Genomic DNA, 16,131 nt, shown 5'->3' on the forward strand with positions numbered 1-16,131 from the left:
TGAGTTGGCGTGTGCGGCCCTGATTACAGAATGGGGTCGTGCACGGTCACAAGCTTGGTGCCGTCAGGAAAGGTTGCCTCCACCTGCACCTCGTGGATCATCTCGGGTACGCCGTCCATGACGTCCTCGCGCGTGAGCAGGTTGCGGCACGAGCCCATGAGCTCGGCCACGCTTTGCCCGTCGCGCGCGCCTTCAAGCACGGCCAGGCTGATGTAGGCCACAGCCTCGGGGTAATTGAGCTTGAGGCCGCGCGCCTTGCGCCTTTCTGCCAGCAGCCCGGCGGTGAAAAGCAGCAGCTTGTCTTTTTCTCTGGGCAGAAGTTCCATGATGCCTCCAGTATATGCGGCATGCCGCAAGAGTTCCTTGAAATTTACATGATCACAGCCCGACCAGCAGTCCGGCCAACAGCTCAGGCCGTAGCCCGGCTATGAGAAATACCCTTAAAAAGCTCCGTACCAGATGCGCGGCATATGCGGCGGGCAACCGGTCAGCGCGGGGCGCAGATGGTTCCAGGCTGTCAGCAGCAGGTTGCGCGCTTCTTCCATGTCCGGCCCCAGATAGCGCACCACAAGCACCTCACCGCGCACGGTGGCTCCGGCCCGTTCCCCCATGTGGGCAGACAGGGGCACGGGCTTGCCCAGGACGGAACTGTCGCTTGCAGCGGGGTTTGGCCCCCCGGATGCATCATCAGGCGCATCATCAGGAGTGCCATCTGGCGCATCATCAAAATCGCGGTTGGGCGAAAGCATGTTTTGCAGCGTGGTGCAGCATGCCTCCAGCGCGGCAAGGTCTTGCCCGTCATCCGTTCCGCGCCCCACGGCAAAGAGGGTGGCGGAGACCGCCTGATCACCCAGACCACAGGCGCATTTTTGCAGGGCATCGCCGCCTTCAAAGCGCAGCACCTCATGCAGCAGGGGCAGGCCCTCGCGAGTGAGGATGAGGCTTTGGCGCACGCTGCCGTGGGTAAAGCTCTCGTTGGCGGCAGGGCGGCCAAGGCAGATCATTTCCCAGCCAATGCAGGCGCTGGCATTGTCCAGCTCTACCGATGTGCGCATTTCGGCCCGCGCGCCGTCATAGATGATGGTTTCACGCGGCAGCCATTCCAGCATGCCGCCCGTAACGCTCAGGTCTGTGGTCTGGCGTTGCGCCACATTGTGTGCATCCGTAGCGTAGAATTTGGAGGCAGAAGGCGCGGTGAGCAGCGCGTGCGCGCCTTGCTCCAGCCGCACGGCAAGGCTCAGATCATCACCGCTCACAAGGCCGCCAGGCGGGTGCAGCAGGCAGCAGTGGCAGGGCTGGGATGCCTGCGCCCGGCCCGGTGCGTTCACTGGCGCAGCTTCGGGATAGAAGGGCCGCTGCACACGCAAAGGCCCGCTGAACTGCATTTTTGTCAGCGTGGTGCGCCCCTGTCGCACCGCAAAATCCAGCTCCATGCGCGCGCTCCAGCGTCGGTCAGGCGTAAAGCAGTGACCGTGGAGATTGTCGGCAGGGTTTGCGGTGGTGGCAGACATGCAGCTCCTTTTGGATTCCGCAGTGGGAATCAGACACTCAGAAAGGCTTTGACGGTGGCATCGTCCAGGCCGTGCATGCCGCCCTGCGAAACGATGTGCCCGCGATCCATAATCATATAGGTATCTGCCATGCGGCGGGCAAAAGGCACTTTCTGCTCCACCAGCAGCACTGTAAGGCCCATTTCCTCGTTGAGTCTGCGAATGGTTGTGGCGATGTCGCGCACAATGTTGGGCTGGATGCCCTCGGTTGGTTCGTCCAGAATGAGCAGGCGCGGCTCCAGCGTGAGCGCGCGTGCAATGGCAAGCTGTTGCTGCTGCCCGCCGGAAAGATCACCGCCCCTCCGATGCATCATTTCGCCCAGCACGGGGAAAAAGTCAAAGATGAACGGAGGAATGGCCCCTGCCTTGTCCTTGCGCATGGGCAGGGAAAGCTCCATGTTTTCGCGCACGGTCAGCAGGGGGAATATTTGGCGGCCCTGCGGCACATAACCGATGCCCAGGGCCGCCCGTCGCTCCACAGGCAGAGGAAGCAAGTCCGTTCCTTCAAGGAGTATATGGCCGGAGCGTGCAGGCAGCACGCCCATAATGCACTGAAGCAAGGTGGTTTTGCCCACGCCGTTGCGCCCCATGAGGCAGGCACACGAACCGGCCTTCACCTCAAGGTTGACGTCGCGCAGGATGTGGCTTTCGCCATAATACTGATTGAGACCTGTAATATGCAGCATTACGCTCCTCCGGAGCATGAGGCTCGAAAATTGGCAGTTTGCAGCGGTATCCAGCCCAAAATCAGTCCAGGATCATCCAGCGGCTGACCATGGGCCGGGCAGGACTTAGGCCGCGCCCAGCGGTTCGCCCAGATAGGCCTCCACCACGGAGGGATGGTTCTGCATTTCGTCCATGGTGCCCTCGGCCAGTACGCTGCCCTGATGCAGCACCGTGACCTTGTGGGCAATGGCCCGCACAAATTCCATGTCGTGCTCCACCACCATGATGCTCTGCTCGCCTTCCAGGTCATGTAGCAGCTCGATGGTGCGGTCCATTTCTTCAGGGGTCATGCCTGCCACGGGTTCGTCCAGCAGCAGAAGCTGCGGCTTCTGCATGAGCAGCATGCCGATTTCAAGCCACTGCTTCTGCCCGTGCGAGAGCTTGCCAGCCTGCAAGCGGGCCAGCTCCGTCAGGCGGATGCGGTGCAGCACTTCTTCGATAAAGACCTTGTTGTCGGCAGAGAGCCGCGCGCGGAATGTGGGCCATACCCGCTTGTCGCCAGCCAGCGCCAGCTCCAGATTTTGCAGCACGCTCAGGGCCTCGAACACTGAGGGCTTCTGAAATTTGCGGCCAATGCCAGCCTGAGCAATGGCGACTTCGTCCATCTGCAGCAGGTTGCAGGTGCGGCCAAACCATGCGGAACCCGTGTCGGGCCGGGTTTTACCGGTGATCACGTCCATCATGGTGGTCTTGCCCGCGCCGTTGGGGCCGATGACGCAGCGCAGTTCGCCTTTGTCCACATAGAAGGTCAGGTCGTTGAGCGCCTTGAAGCCGTCAAAGCTCACGCTGATTTTTTCCATGTACAACGCGATGTCTGGCTTGGACATCATGGGGCGCGGGGGCCGGGCGCGCATCTTCATGGGGCGCTTGTCAAAGGGGGCGTGCGTTTCTTCGTAGGCGCGGGCGGCTTCTGCCACGTCCTCAAGGCTGCGCCCGTGCAAAATATCCTGCTGGGTCTTCATGCTGCGCCTCCTTCTTTGGCGGGATCGGCAGGGGAATCCGGCATCGCGCCGCGTGTTGCGCGGTTGCGCCACTGCTCGGGCAAGCCCGCCAGACCCTGCGGCAGGAAGATGGTCACCAGCACAAACATGCCGCCAAGGGCAAACAGCCATGCCTCGGGCATGACCGCCGTAAACCACGTTTTGAAGGCATTGACGGCAAACGCGCCAAGCACCGCGCCATAAAGCCGCCCACGGCCGCCCATCGCCACCCAGACCACTATTTCAATGGAGTTGAGGGGCGAAAATTCGCCGGGGTTGATAATGCCCACCTGCGGCACATACAGCGCGCCGCCAATGCCCGCCAGAATGGCGGACAGCGTGAACACCGCCACCTGATAACGCTCCACCCTGTAGCCGATAAAGCGCACGCGGCTTTCCGCATCGCGCACGGCCACGCACACGCGCCCAAGGCGCGATGCCGTGACAGCCCTGCACAGGAGGTAGCCCGCCATGAGCGCCACGGCGGAACAGGCAAACAGGGTCGTGCGCATGCCGTCTGTCTGCAATTCAAAGCCCAGCAGGGTCTTGAAGTCTGTAAGCCCGTTGTTGCCGCCAAAGCCCATTTCGTTGCGGAAAAAGGCCAGCAGGAGGGCATAGGTCATGGCCTGACTCATGATGGAGAAATACACGCCCGAAACCCGCGAGCCAAAGGCCAATCTGCCAAACACATAGGCCAGCAGACCGGGCAGCAGCACAACCAGCAGCAGTGCCACCACAAAGTATTCGCTGCCCTGCCAGAACCAGGGAAGTTCCTTCCAGTTCAGAAAAACCATGAAGTCCGGCAGGTTGGCATTGCCGTAAACGCCGCGCGCGCCTATCTGCCGCATGAGGTACATGCCGAAGCCGTAGCCCCCAAGGGCAAAAAACGCGCCGTGCCCAAGGCTGAGCACGCCCATGAAACCCCAGACCAGATCAACCGAAAGAGCCAGCAATGAATATGTCAGGTATTTGCCCAGCAGGGTGACCATGTAGCCCGGCACGTGCAGGGCGCTGCCTGCGGGCAGCAGGCTGCCTGCAACCACAGCCAGCGACAGCAGGGTGGTGACAGCCAGAAAGTTGCGGGTAGGCGCGTTGAGCAGCCTTTCGCGTTCAAAGATATCGGTCGCCATTTATGCCTCCACCGCACGGCCCTTTTGCGGAAACAAGCCGCGCGGGCGCTTCTGGATGAACAGGATAAGGCAGACCAGAATGATGATCTTGGAAAGCATGGCCCCGCTGGCAGGCTCCAGAAACTTGTTGGCAATGCCCAGGGCAAGCCCGCCCGTGAGCGTGCCCCAGAGGTTGCCCACGCCGCCGAACACCACCACCATGAAGGAATCCACAATATAGGTCTGGCCCAGATTGGGGCCAACGTTGGAAACCTGGCTCAAGGCCACGCCAGCCATGCCAGCCACGCCGGAGCCAAGGCCGAATGTCAGCGCGTCCACGCGCGAGGCGCGTACGCCCATGCAGCGGGCAATGGCCCTGTTTTGCGATACGGCGCGCACTTCAAGCCCCAGCCGGGTGCGGTGCATGGCAACATGGATGAGGGCAAACACGCCGAGGCAGAACAGGATGATGTACACGCGGTTGCAGGTCAGGCTGAAATGCTGGGTGATCTGCCACACGCCGCTCATGAATTCCGGGTTCTGCACGGCGCGGTTAAGGGGCGAAAACACGGTGCGCACGGCCTGCTGCAGCACAAGGCTGATGCCGAATGTCGCCAGCAGGGTTTCCAGCGGGCGGCCGTAGAGAAAGCGGATAACAGTCTTTTCAAGCAGTACGCCTGTGCCGCCGCTCACCAGAAAGGCGGCGGGCACAGCCAGAATGAGCGCAAGACCGGGCTGGCCCGGCAAGAGCTGCTGCATGCCCCAGGCGGTATAGGCCCCAAGCATGATCAGCTCGCCGTGGGCCATGTTGATAACGCCCATGACGCCAAAGGTGATGGCAAGGCCAATGGCGGCCAGTACAAGAATGGATCCCAGACTCGTGCCGAAAAAGAGCATTTCAAAAAACTGCGCCCACTGAGCGGAAACGCGTTGGGAATACAGGGCATCGTCCGCCGCCTTGGCCACAGCCGCATCGGTTGAAGCGGCAAGCGTGCGCAGGGCGTTGAGGGCGGCTGGGCTGCCGTTGCTGTTCAGGGCCTTGACGGCGGCAAGCTGTTCTGAGCGCACGGCGGCAGGATCAGCCGCCACGTAGAGAGCCAGTGCCGCGCTGAGGTTCGCGCGCACGGCTTCGTCCTTTTCCCCATCCAGCAGTTTGTTCAGGGCCTCTGCCTTGAGGGGCGGGGTGGCGCTGTCCATAAGAGCTGCCGAAGCCTGACGGCGCTTGGCCGCGTCTGTTGAAGTAAGGGCCTGAGCGTTGAGGATATCCGTAATGCGCTGGCGCTGGCGGTTGCTTGTGCCCACCTTGCGCAGGCTGTCGGCACTCTGTGCCGTGCCAAGTTCGCCCCTGGCGTTGAGGGGCCGCGCCTGACCTGCATCGTCGCTCACAAAAAGCGCTCCGGCAGCGGCATCGGCCAGCAGGGTGTTGCGCAGCAGGGCTTCCAGCAGTTTTTCGCGCAGTGGCGCGGCAAGGCTGCTGTCATCCTTTTCCAGTGCGGCAATGGCCGCATCCCTGTCTGCTACCTTGGGGCTCACCAGAGCCTTGAGCAGATCGGTTGGAATAATGGATGGCGAAGTTTGCACCGGGGACGCGGAAGGAGTCGAAACCGCGTCCCCGGCATTCCCGTCCGGTTCCGGTCCGGACGCCAGCACTGCGGGAGGCAGGCTGAAAATTATGAGGCAGCAGAGCAAGAGCGCCGTGCGCATGGGAATATCCTTTAGTCTGGTCTACCGGGTCTGCGCTGGGCTGACCCTGGCCGACGTGCCGTGGGGGGATTGCGGGGGCCGCTGGGGCCCCCGCAGCAGGTTCAGACGGTTGCGTGGGCTATTTGGAAGCACCGCCGCATTTCTTGGTCTTGGTGTTGTAGTTGCCGCAGTTGATGGGGTCGGTCCAGTCGCCGATCAGATCCTTGGATTCGGGCAGGTAGTGCGACCACGCTTCGCCGGGAACCACGGAGGGCGTTTCCCAGACCACCTGGAACTGTCCGTCGGCCTGGATTTCGCCAATCAGCACGGGCTTGGTGATGTGGTGGTTGGGCAGAACCTTGGCCACGCCGCCGGTGAGGTTGGGGGTTTCAAGACCCACAATGGCCTTCAGAACCTTGTTAACATCGGTGCTCTGGGCCTTTTCAACAGCCTTCACCCACAGGTTGAAGCCGATGTAGTGGGCTTCCATGGGGTCGTTGGTCACGCGCTTGGGATTTTTGGTGAAGTCGTGCCACTTTTTGATGAAGGCCTTGTTGGCGGGATTGTCCACGCTCATGAAGTAGTTCCAGGCGGCCAGATGGCCCACCAGAGGCTTGGTATCTATGCCGGAAAGTTCTTCTTCACCCACGGAGAAAGCCATGACGGGAATGTCGGCGGCAGTGATACCCTGGTTGGCAAGTTCCTTGTAGAAAGGCACGTTGGCATCGCCGTTGAGGGTGGAAACCACGGCGGTCTTTTTGCCCGCATTGCCGAACTTTTTGATTTCAGCAACGATGGACTGCCAGTCGGAATGACCGAACGGCGTGTAGTTGATAAGGATATCTTCCTTTTTCACGCCCTTGGAGATCAGGTAGGCTTCGATGATCTTGTTGGCGGTGCGGGGGAACACGTAGTCCGTACCGGCCAGCACCCAGCGCTTCACGCCGAGGTCGTTCATCAGGTAGTCCACAGCGGGAATGGCCTGCTGGTTCGGGGCCGCGCCGGTGTAGATGACGTTGCGCGAGGATTCTTCGCCTTCGTACTGCACGGGGTAGAAGAGGAGGCCGTTGAGTTCTTCAAACACGGGCAACACAGACTTGCGCGAAACCGAGGTCCAACAGCCGAAAACAGCGGCGACCTTGTCCTTGCTCAGCAGCTCGCGAGCCTTTTCTGCAAAGAGGGGCCAGTTGGAGGCGGGATCCACCACCACGGGTTCCAGCTTCTTGCCCAGCAGGCCGCCTTTTTTGTTCTGCTCTTCAATGAGCATGAGCATGACGTCTTTTAGCGTTGTTTCGCTGATGGCCATGGTGCCGGAGAGCGAATGCAGAATGCCCACCTTGATGGTGTCTTCTGCTGCCTTTGCGTTCAGCGAACCGCACAGGGTGACGAGCATGAGAGCCAACGCCGTCAACGTTTTCTTGAACATGTGGAGCCTCCTTGGAACTGTCTGTATGGCTGTACGTGACGCGGCGCACCCCCATGGTTGCCGCGCTGCTTGCTACAGCACAGAGTGAAGCAAGAGGCGTTCCAAGGTCGTATTTTATGTAGTATCACGTAATTATTTGATAAATTTTTTATGGGCACGCTAATGTTAAAACATTTTTGTAAAATCAGGAGATTTTAAAACATTTTTGTACGACTTCGGAGTGGTGCTGTCTGTCCGGCCCACAGCTCCGAGCGTCCGCGCAAAAAAGCACCCCCGGCCCGGCAGACTTTTAATCTGACGGGCCGGGGGTGAAGTGTGTATGTCCTGCATCTCTTTGCGGCTTTATGCAGGGTTTGAAGGCGCAAAACGGCGGTGGTCTATGCCGTATTTTTTCATCTTGTAATAGATGATGCGGTAGGTGATGCCCAGGTCGCGCGCGGCCTGATGGATGTTGCCACGGGCGTTTTTGAGCGCGTCCACAATAAATTCCTGCTCCACCCTGGCGATGGTTTCGTTAAAGCCAAGATCGCCGCCCGTGGGGCCGGTGCTGCTGCTCTCGGCGCTTTGCAGGGTGCTGGGCAGGTGATGGGCGCGCAGCACGGCATCCTCGCAGATGAGCACGGCGCGTTCCATAACGTTTTTCAGCTCACGCACGTTGCCGGGCCAGTGATATTGCAGCAAAAGGTCAATGGCGGGCGTGGAAATGCGCCGTACCGGGCGGTCATATTCCTTGCTGAACATGCGCAGAAAATGCTCCGTGAGGGGCAAAATGTCCTCCGGCCTTTCGCGCAGCGGCGGAATAAACACAGGAAAGACATTGATGCGGTAGTACAGATCCTCGCGGAACAGCCCCTGCTCCACCAGCTCTTCCAGCGGGCGGTTGGTGGCGCAGACAAGGCGCACGTCCACCTTGTAGCGGCGTTCATCACCCAGAGGCTGGATTTCGCCTTCCTGAAGCGCGCGCAGCACCTTTGCCTGGGCGGTGGTGGAAAGGTCGCCGATTTCGTCCAGAAACAGCGTGCCCTTGTCCGCCTGACGGAAAAGGCCAGCACGGTTTTGCACCGCGCCTGTGAATGCGCCCTTGCGCCAGCCAAAAAGCTCGCCTTCAATAAGTTCTGAGGGCAGGGCGGCGCAGTTGAGCATGACCAGCGGCTGCGTGCGCCGGGGGCTTGCGGCGTGCAGGGCTTGAGCCATCAGTTCTTTGCCCACGCCCGACTCCCCGCGCAACAGCACCGTGGCACGGCTGGCCCCGGCCTGCGTGAGGCGGCGCAGCACGTGGCGCAAGCTCTTGGAGGTGGCAATAACCGAGGCTGGCATACCGCTGACCAGCGGTTCATCGGGCAGCATGCAGAAATGCTGGCGCGCCATTTCTTCCTGCAAACGGGCTACCTGCCGACCCACAAGCGTGGCTACTGTTTCGAGAAAGCGGCAGCGCAGATCCAGTTCTGATTCCGGCGCGGTGGGGGTATCGGCGCTCAGTGTGCCGATAACTTCAGTCTGGTCGGCATTTTCAACGCGCACCGGCACGCTTATGAATGCCAGCCGGGCCATTTCTTCCTGGCTGCGGCCAAAAAGGCGGTTCTGAAAGTCGGGCCGCCCCTGCATGCATGAAACAATTATGGGCCGTCCTTCGGCAAAAACCTGGCCAGTGATGCCTGAGCCCGGCTCATAGGCGGCCTCGGGCGCGTCCGCAGGGCCGTAGGAAAGCGAGAGTTTGAGCTCGCCGCTTTCGGGATCCTGAACCACAATGTGGGGTCTGTCGAAGTGCATGTCTTCTGCAAGAGCCGCCAGCAGCTCCTGTAGAGAATCACGAAAGGAATGGCCCGGCGATAGGGCGGCCAACACCCGGTTAAGGGTGTCGAGGCACTGCCCTGTGCCCATGAAGGGCGCGGCGAAATGGGCTTCTTGCATATGTCCCCTGCTCAATGCGGCGTGAGTACGGCGCTGTTTTCCGAAGTTGCCGAACATTATCCATAGCTGTGTTACGCCTTGGTGGCGGGCATCTGCTCACGCAGTAACCTGAGCAATCTCAAGTAAGTTGCTGCAATATGGAACGGCATATCAGGCATAGCGGCACATGGTGCCCGCTGATGCAGACTGAGGGGGGAAGATGCGGATCTGGTCTGCCCTGTTGTCGGTTTGCGGAGGATGCAAGCCCAGGCAGTAGCGGCCCCAGAGGGGCTGATTGTTCTGAAACGGGCCGCTTCATAGCTGGCGGCAGGGCGGCTCCGTCACAGAGGGTTGAAGGGCCGCGCCCGCGGCGCGGCCCTTCAGAAGATTATTGCTGCGGTCCCTGGTCAATGTCAATGATACGGCCTTGCAGCCATACATAGGCATCGACCTCGTGTCCCACTTCCGGTTCGTAGTCGCCCAGAACCATCTTGGAGGCGTAAACAGCCAGACGCATGGGCTGCCTGTCTTCAAAGGGAAAGCTGACGTAGAGCAGCTTCACGGGCATTTTTTCAAGCTGGCAGTCTTTCACTTCTTCAATGGTGGCGCGCATCTGGTATTCGCAGAAGTTGCGGCCAGGCATGATGAGGTGACGATTGCTGACGCTCACCTTGAGAGGCGGCACGTCCAGGCGGGTTTTGCCGGGATTTTCGGCAAGCCATGCCTCGGCATAGGCCTCGTAACGCACGCCCTGAGTGATGGTGATTTCGTCAAGCAGAGCCTTGCGCAGGCCAAGGGCGAGGCCAGCCAGCAAAAATGTGTGCATGACGCCGGGGGTGAGGTCGTCCTTGTCGCGTCCATACAGCGGGTCGTAAAACCACATGGGGTTTTTGCCCTCAAGCATGGTCACGGCCACGTTGGCCTCAACGCCGGTCTGCCAGGGGTGCACATTGTCGACCGTGAGATCGTTGGGCAGCCCTTCAAGCAGGGGGGTGGCGGTGACAGGGGCAAGCTTTTCCCCTTCTTCGCCAGCCACAAGCACAGCAGCCCTGACGGGCTGATCCTGCGGCCATGCCAGCAGGATGTGATCCTTGCCGTCGCGCTTCCACTGCCAGGAAGGGCGGGTGCCGCCATCGTGCATGACGGTGGTGGCAATCTGGCCCATGATGGCGGCGGGGTTTTGCCCCGTCAGCACAGCCCAGGCATCGCCCAGGGTTTCTGTATGCCCACGGTTGGCGGCAGCCAGTTTGGCTTCCAGCTCTTCGGCAGTAGGAGCCTGATCGGCAAGAGGATTGCCTTCGCTGTCAACGCGAACCCATTCTTCGGCTTCGGTTTCGGCAGCCTGAATTTTGTTTTCAGCTTTTTTGGCCATGAAATGTTCCTTTCATCGCGCGGTCAGGGCGCTGGCCGGGGGTATCCGGCCAGCGCACAATACAATTTAACGTCTGTCGCCACGGTCGCGGCGGTCACGCCCGCCACGGTCACCACGGCCATTTCTGTCGCCACGGTCGCCCCTGTCGGAACGGGGCGGACGGGCGGTTTCTTCGGGATTCCAGGGGTGGCCCTGCTCTTCAAGCAGCACGGCCTTGCGGCTGGCGCGGATGCGGTCGCCGTTGATTTCAATGACCTTGACCATCATGTCTTCGCCAAGGCGGGCAACGTCGCCGGGCTGTTCCACGCGGTTAACATCAAGCTGCGACACGTGCACAAGGGCTTCCACATTGGGCAGCACTTCCACGATGGCGCCGATTTCCATGATTTTGCGCACCTTGGCAAGATAGTTCTTGCCGAGGTCGGGGCGCTGGTCATAGTACGAAACCATTTCGCGGGCTTTTTCCAAGGCTTCAGCCGTGGGGGCGAAGATGGAAACGCGGCCAGTGTCTTCGATATCCACAGAAGCGCCGGTGGCAGCTGTGATGGCCTTGATGTTCTTGCCGCCGGGGCCAATGATGAGGCGGATGATGTCCGGATTCACGAACACTTCGGCATGCTGGGGAGCAAAGCGCGAAAGTTCCTTGCGCGGTTCGCCAATGGCCTTGGCCATTTCTTCCAGAATGTGATGACGTCCTTCGTGGGCCTGCTTCATGGCGGCGCGCATGATCTCGGTGGTGAGGCCGGTGATCTTGATGTCCATCTGCACGCCGGTCACGCCTTCTGCGGTACCTGCGATCTTGAAGTCCATGTCGCCGAGGGCGTCTTCGTCACCAAGAATATCGGTGAGCACGATGAACTTGTCGCCTTCCTTGATGAGGCCCATGGCCACACCGGCCACAGGAGCGCTGATGGGCACGCCCGCATCCATGAGCGAAAGCGAACCGCCGCACACGGCAGCCATGGAGGAAGAGCCGTTGGATTCGAGAGTTTCGGACACAACGCGCAGGGTAAAGGGAAAATCAGCGTCAGCGGGCAGCACGGGGCGCAAGGACTTTTCAGCCAGAGCGCCGTGGCCGATTTCGCGGCGCGAAACGCGCACGGGCTTGACCTCGCCCACAGAGAAGGGCGGGAAGTTGTAGTGCAGCATAAAGCGCTTGGTCACGTCGCCGATGAGCGAATCCATGCGCTGTTCATCGGTGGAGGAACCAAGGGTGGTCACAACCATGGACTTGGTTTCGCCGCGGCGGAACAGGGCGGAGCCGTGGGCGCGGGGCAGCAGGCCTGTCTGGATCTGGATGGGGCGCACGGTCTTGGTGTCGCGGCCGTCAATGCGCGTGCCTTCGTTGACAATGCGGGCGCGCACCAGCTTCTTTTCCAGGTCAGAGATCATGTCGCCCACGCTCTTGAGCGCGGCGTCGTTTTCGGCCCAGGCCGGATCGCTCTTGAGGTTTTCCATGACCTTTTCTTTCACGGCCTTGCGGGCGTCCTTGCGGGCCATCTTTTCAGGCACGCGCAGGGCTTCTTCCAGGCCAGCGGCGAGGGCCAGTTCCTTCACGCGGGCAACCAGAACCGGGTCGTCGGCGTGGGGGGTAAAGGCCATCTTGGGCTTGCCGGCCAGTTCGCGCAGCTTGAGCTGGGCTTCAACCAGAGGCTGAATCTGCTGACGGCCCCATTCAAGAGCGTCGATAATGACTTCTTCGGGCACAAAGCGGGCTTCGCCTTCCACCATGGTGAGCGCATCGGCAGAGGCGGCAAACACGATGTTGAGGTCGCTCTGTTCCTGCTGCTCAAAGGTGGGGTTCAGCACAAACTGACCATTGATGCGGCCAATGCGGCCACCGGCCACCGGGCCGTCAAAGGGCAGGGGCGAAAGCATGACCGCGGCGGAAGCGCCCGTAAGCGCCAGCACGTCGGAGTCGTTCACCTGATCGGCAGAGATGACGCTGGCCAGAACCTGCACGTCTTCGTTCAGGCCCTTCTTGGGGAAGAGCGGGCGCAGCGGGCGGTCGATCAGGCGGGAAACCAGGGTTTCGCGCTCGGAAGGACGGCCGATTTCGCGGCGGAAGAAGCTGCCGGGGATGCGGCCAGCGGCGTACATTTTTTCGGAGTATTCGACGGTAAGAGGGAAGAAGCCCTTGTCGAATTCAAGCGTCTGCGAGCACACGGTGACGAGCACCACGGTGCCGCCGCACTGAATCCACACAGAACCGTGGGCCTGATTGGCCATACGGCCTGTTTCAAGGATAACTTCCTTGCCGCCGACCATGGCTGTAACCCTGATGGGTTCAAAAATATCTTGATACATAAAAAATCCTTTGCGTAGTGCGAAGGGGATTCCGGCAAAAGCGGGCAGATCATCGGCCATTGGCCTCTGCCTGATTTTCCCGGACCCCCCTTCTTCGCGTTTTGTACCCTCAAAGGGGTTGATTCAAGCAACAAGGGGGAGCGCTGGCTCCCCCTTGCGCGACAGAAGTCTTACTTGCGCAGACCGAGCTTTTCGATAAGAGCACGGTAACGCTGAACGTCTTTCTTCTTCAGATAGTTCAGAATGTTGCGACGACGGCCAACCAGCTTGAGCAGACCGGTGCGGGAGTGGAAGTCCTTCTTGTGTTCTTTGAAGTGACCGGTGAGGTCTTCAATACGGGCGGTGAGCAGAGCCACCTGAACTTCCGGGGAACCGGTGTCGCCTTCGTGTTTGGCGTGGGCATCAATAACCGTTTTCTTGTCGCTGGCATCCATTACCACAGCAGTACTCCTTGATAGTCGGGGTTAGTTCCAAAGTCCCCGCAACACGGTCCAACATGGGCCAGCGGGCGTGGTTTCGAGCTGCGCCAGAGCCAGGGCAGTGCCCTGTTCAAGCAGCAGCGCAAAGCCCTCCGCAGGCTCGGCATCTGTCGCGCCCTGCTCGTGGGCATCCGCTTGCGCGGTTGCTTCCGGGCGGCAAGGCACGGCTATGCCGTTGCGCACGCGAGCGGCTTCATCCGGCGTGAGCTCCACCTTGTGCCAGTGGGGCAGTGCTTCCGCAATGGGACGCACGCAACCGGGCAACAGGGCGGGATCAGCCGAGAAGTCCGCAGGATCGCGGGCCACATCGAGGCCGAAGGGGTGACTATACTCCCGGGTCAGTTCTGTGAGCACGGCTCCACACCCTAAGCGCGTCCCCAAGCTGTGGGCCAGGGAGCGTATATAGGTGCCAGAACTGCAAGCGACCCGAAAGCTCACAAACGGAAGACTCACTTCGAGTGTTTCCGCCTGTGAAATTTTTATGCGTTTGACCTTGGCAGGGGCTTCTACGCCCTTGCGCGCCAGTTTATAGAGCGGCTGGCCTTCGTGCTTGGCCGCTGAATAAGGCGGCACGGCCTGCTCGGCAAGCTCAAGCCAGGCGGCAACTTCGCGGCGCACGTCAGCTTCGCTCACATGCTCCCACGGCGTTTCGGCCACAACCTTGCCTTCAATATCCCAGGTGTCGGTGGTCTGGCCCAGCCGCAACGTGCCGCTGTAAACCTTGCCGCCGCCAGCCAGCAGATGGCCTGAAAGTTTGGTGGCCTGCCCCAGCAAAACAAGCAGAACTCCTGATGCCAAAGGATCAAGAGTGCCCGCATGCCCGATCTTTTTTTGCCCAAGGCGTTTGATAGCCGTGAGACAGCGGGCCGAGGTGGGGCCAGAGGGCTTGCGCAGCACCAGAATGCCGTGCTGCTGGGGCAACTGGGCCGCCCCGGAGCTTTTTTCCGGCTGCCGGTCTGGGGTGCTGGGTGCGGCAGCAGCCGCTTTGGTCATACTCATACGCAAGTTGCAACCATAGCCGCAGAGCGGGCATAAGTCAAAAAAATATCAGCGGCAAAGGCCCCAGGCGGGAGCCAAAACCGAGAAAAAAGCAGAAAACCGTTACTCGCCGGACGAACCAAGGTCTTCGGCATCCAGTTCTTCAGCTATGGCAGCCAGCAACTGGGCGCTAGCCGTATCCATATCCGCCCGCACGGTGCCGCCCGCAGCATTGCGGTGCCCGCCGCCGCCAAGTCTGGCCGCTGCGGCGCGCACGTCTACCGCGCCGTAGGAGCGCAGGCTGAACTTGCAGCAGGCCGGGGAATCCTCCCGCAGTACTGCGGCCACATGGACGCCGCGCAGGCGGCGCAGTTGTTCCACAAAGCCTTCGAGGTCTTCCTTCAGCGCCCCGCATTTGCGCAGGTCTTCAAGATAGACTGGGCAAAAACAGACGCTGCCGTTGCGCTCAAGCTGCGCCCGCTGCAAAAGCTGGCCCCAGAGATTCAGGCGGCCACGGCTCCAGCTGTTTTCAAGATGTTCGCGCAACTGGGCAATATTACAGCCATGCTCAACCAGATGGGCCGTGAGGTAGAGCACCTCCGCACTGGTGTTGCCGTGGCAGAAGCCGCCAGTGTCGGTAATGATGCCAAGGGCCAGGGCGTTTGCAAGCTCGCCAGTGAGGGGCAGGCCTGCGGCCAGAGCCACATAGGCCATGAGCTGGGCAGTCGCCGCTGCCTGGGGTTCAACCCAGTTTGCCACGTTTCCCATGCCGTTGCCGCCGAGGTGGTGGTCAATATTCAGAGTTTGCAGATCCTGCAGGCGGCCCGCCAGCTCGCGGCCAAGGCGCTCGGGTTCGCCGCAATCAAGCAGCACGGCGCAGCGAGGCTTGAAGGGCGGATGCCCCAGCGTAGTGTGCACAAAGCCCGGCGTGGAAAAAAAGTCCAGATACCCCGGCAGGCCTGGTTGGGCGTAGAGCATAAATTCCTTGCCCATGAACCGCAGAATGTGACCCGCAGCCGCCACTGCGCCTGCGGCATCGCCGTCAGGGTTCACATGGGCGGCCACAATAACCTGATCCACATGGCGAAAAGCTTCGGCCATGCGTTCCGCACCTTCGCGGAATTGCGGGGGAATGAGTTCAGTCCGCTGCATATATCTCCACCTGGCTATCCGTCATTTCCTCGGGGCAGACCGCTTCCATCATGAGCGCGCATTTGTCCATGCGGCTGCGCAGATGGCTCTCGCTGTTGGAAATGGATACCACTGCAAGCCGCAGACGGGAGAGACTGTCTTCTGTTCCCGCTTCGGCTATGGCTACATTAAATTTGTTTCTGGTCTTCTGCTTCAGGCTGTTGGCAACGCGGCGCTTCGCCTTGAGATTGTCGTTGCCTTCCAGGCTGAATTCTACGGTAAGAACCGCCATAAACATGGTCATAGGCTGGATTCCTGCCGGGCGAAAGGCATTTTGCAGGCTTGCCGCCTTGTGGCGGCAAGGGGTAGGCGGCGTGCTTTTGGCCTCAAGGGCACCTTCCGGCACAGCCAAGTAATACAGATATGACCTGTTAGGCTGGCTGTCAAAGGCATGCATGCGAAAAAAAGAAGGGAGGCCAGTAAGCGGCCTCCCTTCCAGT

14 protein-coding genes are annotated in these 16,131 nt (G+C 60.6%); all 14 read right to left on the reverse strand.

Going from position 1 to position 16,131, the window contains the following annotated elements; genetic code table 11:
* Nucleotides 1-23 precede the first annotated feature (23 nt).
* Nucleotides 24-326 (reverse strand): urease subunit gamma, encoded by a 303-nt coding sequence (gene ureA, locus RDK48_RS06865; RefSeq protein ID WP_022659922.1) that lies wholly within the window; start codon nt 324-326, stop codon nt 24-26.
* Between the two features lie 114 nt (nt 327-440).
* On the reverse strand, nt 441-1,511 hold the full coding sequence (locus tag RDK48_RS06870; protein WP_298998332.1) for an urease accessory protein UreD: 1,071 nt from the start codon (nt 1,509-1,511) through the stop codon (nt 441-443).
* A gap of 29 nt (nt 1,512-1,540) precedes the next feature.
* On the reverse strand, nt 1,541-2,236 hold the full coding sequence (gene urtE, locus RDK48_RS06875; protein ID WP_298998334.1) for an urea ABC transporter ATP-binding subunit UrtE: 696 nt from the start codon (nt 2,234-2,236) through the stop codon (nt 1,541-1,543).
* A 105-nt stretch (nt 2,237-2,341) separates the two neighbouring features.
* Nucleotides 2,342-3,238: an urea ABC transporter ATP-binding protein UrtD gene (gene urtD / locus RDK48_RS06880; protein ID WP_298998336.1), complete on the reverse strand. Its 897-nt coding sequence runs from the start codon at nt 3,236-3,238 to the stop codon at nt 2,342-2,344.
* Complete coding sequence (urtC, locus tag RDK48_RS06885; RefSeq protein WP_298998338.1) at nt 3,235-4,386, reverse strand: urea ABC transporter permease subunit UrtC; 1,152 nt, start codon at nt 4,384-4,386, stop codon at nt 3,235-3,237. The genes urtD and urtC overlap by 4 nt, the downstream gene beginning before the upstream one ends.
* Nucleotides 4,387-6,069, reverse strand: a complete 1,683-nt coding sequence (urtB, locus tag RDK48_RS06890; protein ID WP_298998341.1) for an urea ABC transporter permease subunit UrtB — start codon at nt 6,067-6,069, stop codon at nt 4,387-4,389.
* 118 nt (nt 6,070-6,187) lie between these two features.
* Nucleotides 6,188-7,441 (reverse strand): urea ABC transporter substrate-binding protein, encoded by a 1,254-nt coding sequence (gene urtA / locus RDK48_RS06895; RefSeq protein ID WP_342803944.1) that lies wholly within the window; start codon nt 7,439-7,441, stop codon nt 6,188-6,190.
* 375 nt (nt 7,442-7,816) lie between these two features.
* A complete protein-coding gene (locus RDK48_RS06900) occupies nt 7,817-9,385 on the reverse strand; it encodes a sigma 54-interacting transcriptional regulator (protein ID WP_298998346.1) in 1,569 nt (522 codons plus the stop codon).
* Between the two features lie 367 nt (nt 9,386-9,752).
* A complete protein-coding gene (locus RDK48_RS06905) occupies nt 9,753-10,736 on the reverse strand; it encodes a hypothetical protein (protein WP_298998348.1) in 984 nt (327 codons plus the stop codon).
* A 66-nt stretch (nt 10,737-10,802) separates the two neighbouring features.
* On the reverse strand, nt 10,803-13,043 hold the full coding sequence (pnp, locus tag RDK48_RS06910; protein ID WP_298998350.1) for a polyribonucleotide nucleotidyltransferase: 2,241 nt from the start codon (nt 13,041-13,043) through the stop codon (nt 10,803-10,805).
* A gap of 170 nt (nt 13,044-13,213) precedes the next feature.
* Entirely contained in the window at nt 13,214-13,483 is a 270-nt protein-coding gene (rpsO, locus tag RDK48_RS06915; RefSeq protein ID WP_022659913.1) for a 30S ribosomal protein S15, read from the reverse strand.
* A 24-nt stretch (nt 13,484-13,507) separates the two neighbouring features.
* Nucleotides 13,508-14,521 (reverse strand): tRNA pseudouridine(55) synthase TruB, encoded by a 1,014-nt coding sequence (gene truB / locus RDK48_RS06920; RefSeq protein ID WP_374042250.1) that lies wholly within the window; start codon nt 14,519-14,521, stop codon nt 13,508-13,510.
* Nucleotides 14,522-14,623: 102 nt separating this feature from the next.
* Complete coding sequence (locus RDK48_RS06925) at nt 14,624-15,652, reverse strand: bifunctional oligoribonuclease/PAP phosphatase NrnA (RefSeq protein ID WP_298998352.1); 1,029 nt, start codon at nt 15,650-15,652, stop codon at nt 14,624-14,626.
* A complete protein-coding gene (locus RDK48_RS06930) occupies nt 15,639-15,929 on the reverse strand; it encodes a DUF503 domain-containing protein (protein ID WP_027181023.1) in 291 nt (96 codons plus the stop codon). The genes RDK48_RS06925 and RDK48_RS06930 overlap by 14 nt, the downstream gene beginning before the upstream one ends.
* Nucleotides 15,930-16,131 lie beyond the last annotated feature (202 nt).

This window comes from uncultured Desulfovibrio sp. (assembly GCF_902477725.1).
GTDB lineage: Bacteria > Desulfobacterota > Desulfovibrionia > Desulfovibrionales > Desulfovibrionaceae > Desulfovibrio.

Bases quoted from the DNA above. Each gene is read 5' to 3' on its own strand.
- ureA (WP_022659922.1), bottom strand. From the start codon at position 326: ATGGAACTTCTGCCCAGAGAAAAAGACAAGCTGCTGCTTTTCACCGCC.
- RDK48_RS06870 (WP_298998332.1), bottom strand. From the start codon at position 1,511: ATGTCTGCCACCACCGCAAACCCTGCCGACAATCTCCACGGTCACTGC.
- urtE (WP_298998334.1), bottom strand. From the start codon at position 2,236: ATGCTGCATATTACAGGTCTCAATCAGTATTATGGCGAAAGCCACATC.
- urtD (WP_298998336.1), bottom strand. From the start codon at position 3,238: ATGAAGACCCAGCAGGATATTTTGCACGGGCGCAGCCTTGAGGACGTG.
- urtC (WP_298998338.1), bottom strand. From the start codon at position 4,386: ATGGCGACCGATATCTTTGAACGCGAAAGGCTGCTCAACGCGCCTACC.
- urtB (WP_298998341.1), bottom strand. From the start codon at position 6,069: ATGCGCACGGCGCTCTTGCTCTGCTGCCTCATAATTTTCAGCCTGCCT.
- urtA (WP_342803944.1), bottom strand. From the start codon at position 7,441: ATGCTCGTCACCCTGTGCGGTTCGCTGAACGCAAAGGCAGCAGAAGAC.
- RDK48_RS06900 (WP_298998346.1), bottom strand. From the start codon at position 9,385: ATGCAAGAAGCCCATTTCGCCGCGCCCTTCATGGGCACAGGGCAGTGC.
- RDK48_RS06905 (WP_298998348.1), bottom strand. From the start codon at position 10,736: ATGGCCAAAAAAGCTGAAAACAAAATTCAGGCTGCCGAAACCGAAGCC.
- pnp (WP_298998350.1), bottom strand. From the start codon at position 13,043: ATGTATCAAGATATTTTTGAACCCATCAGGGTTACAGCCATGGTCGGC.
- truB (WP_374042250.1), bottom strand. From the start codon at position 14,521: ATGAGTATGACCAAAGCGGCTGCTGCCGCACCCAGCACCCCAGACCGG.
- RDK48_RS06925 (WP_298998352.1), bottom strand. From the start codon at position 15,652: ATGCAGCGGACTGAACTCATTCCCCCGCAATTCCGCGAAGGTGCGGAA.
- RDK48_RS06930 (WP_027181023.1), bottom strand. From the start codon at position 15,929: ATGTTTATGGCGGTTCTTACCGTAGAATTCAGCCTGGAAGGCAACGAC.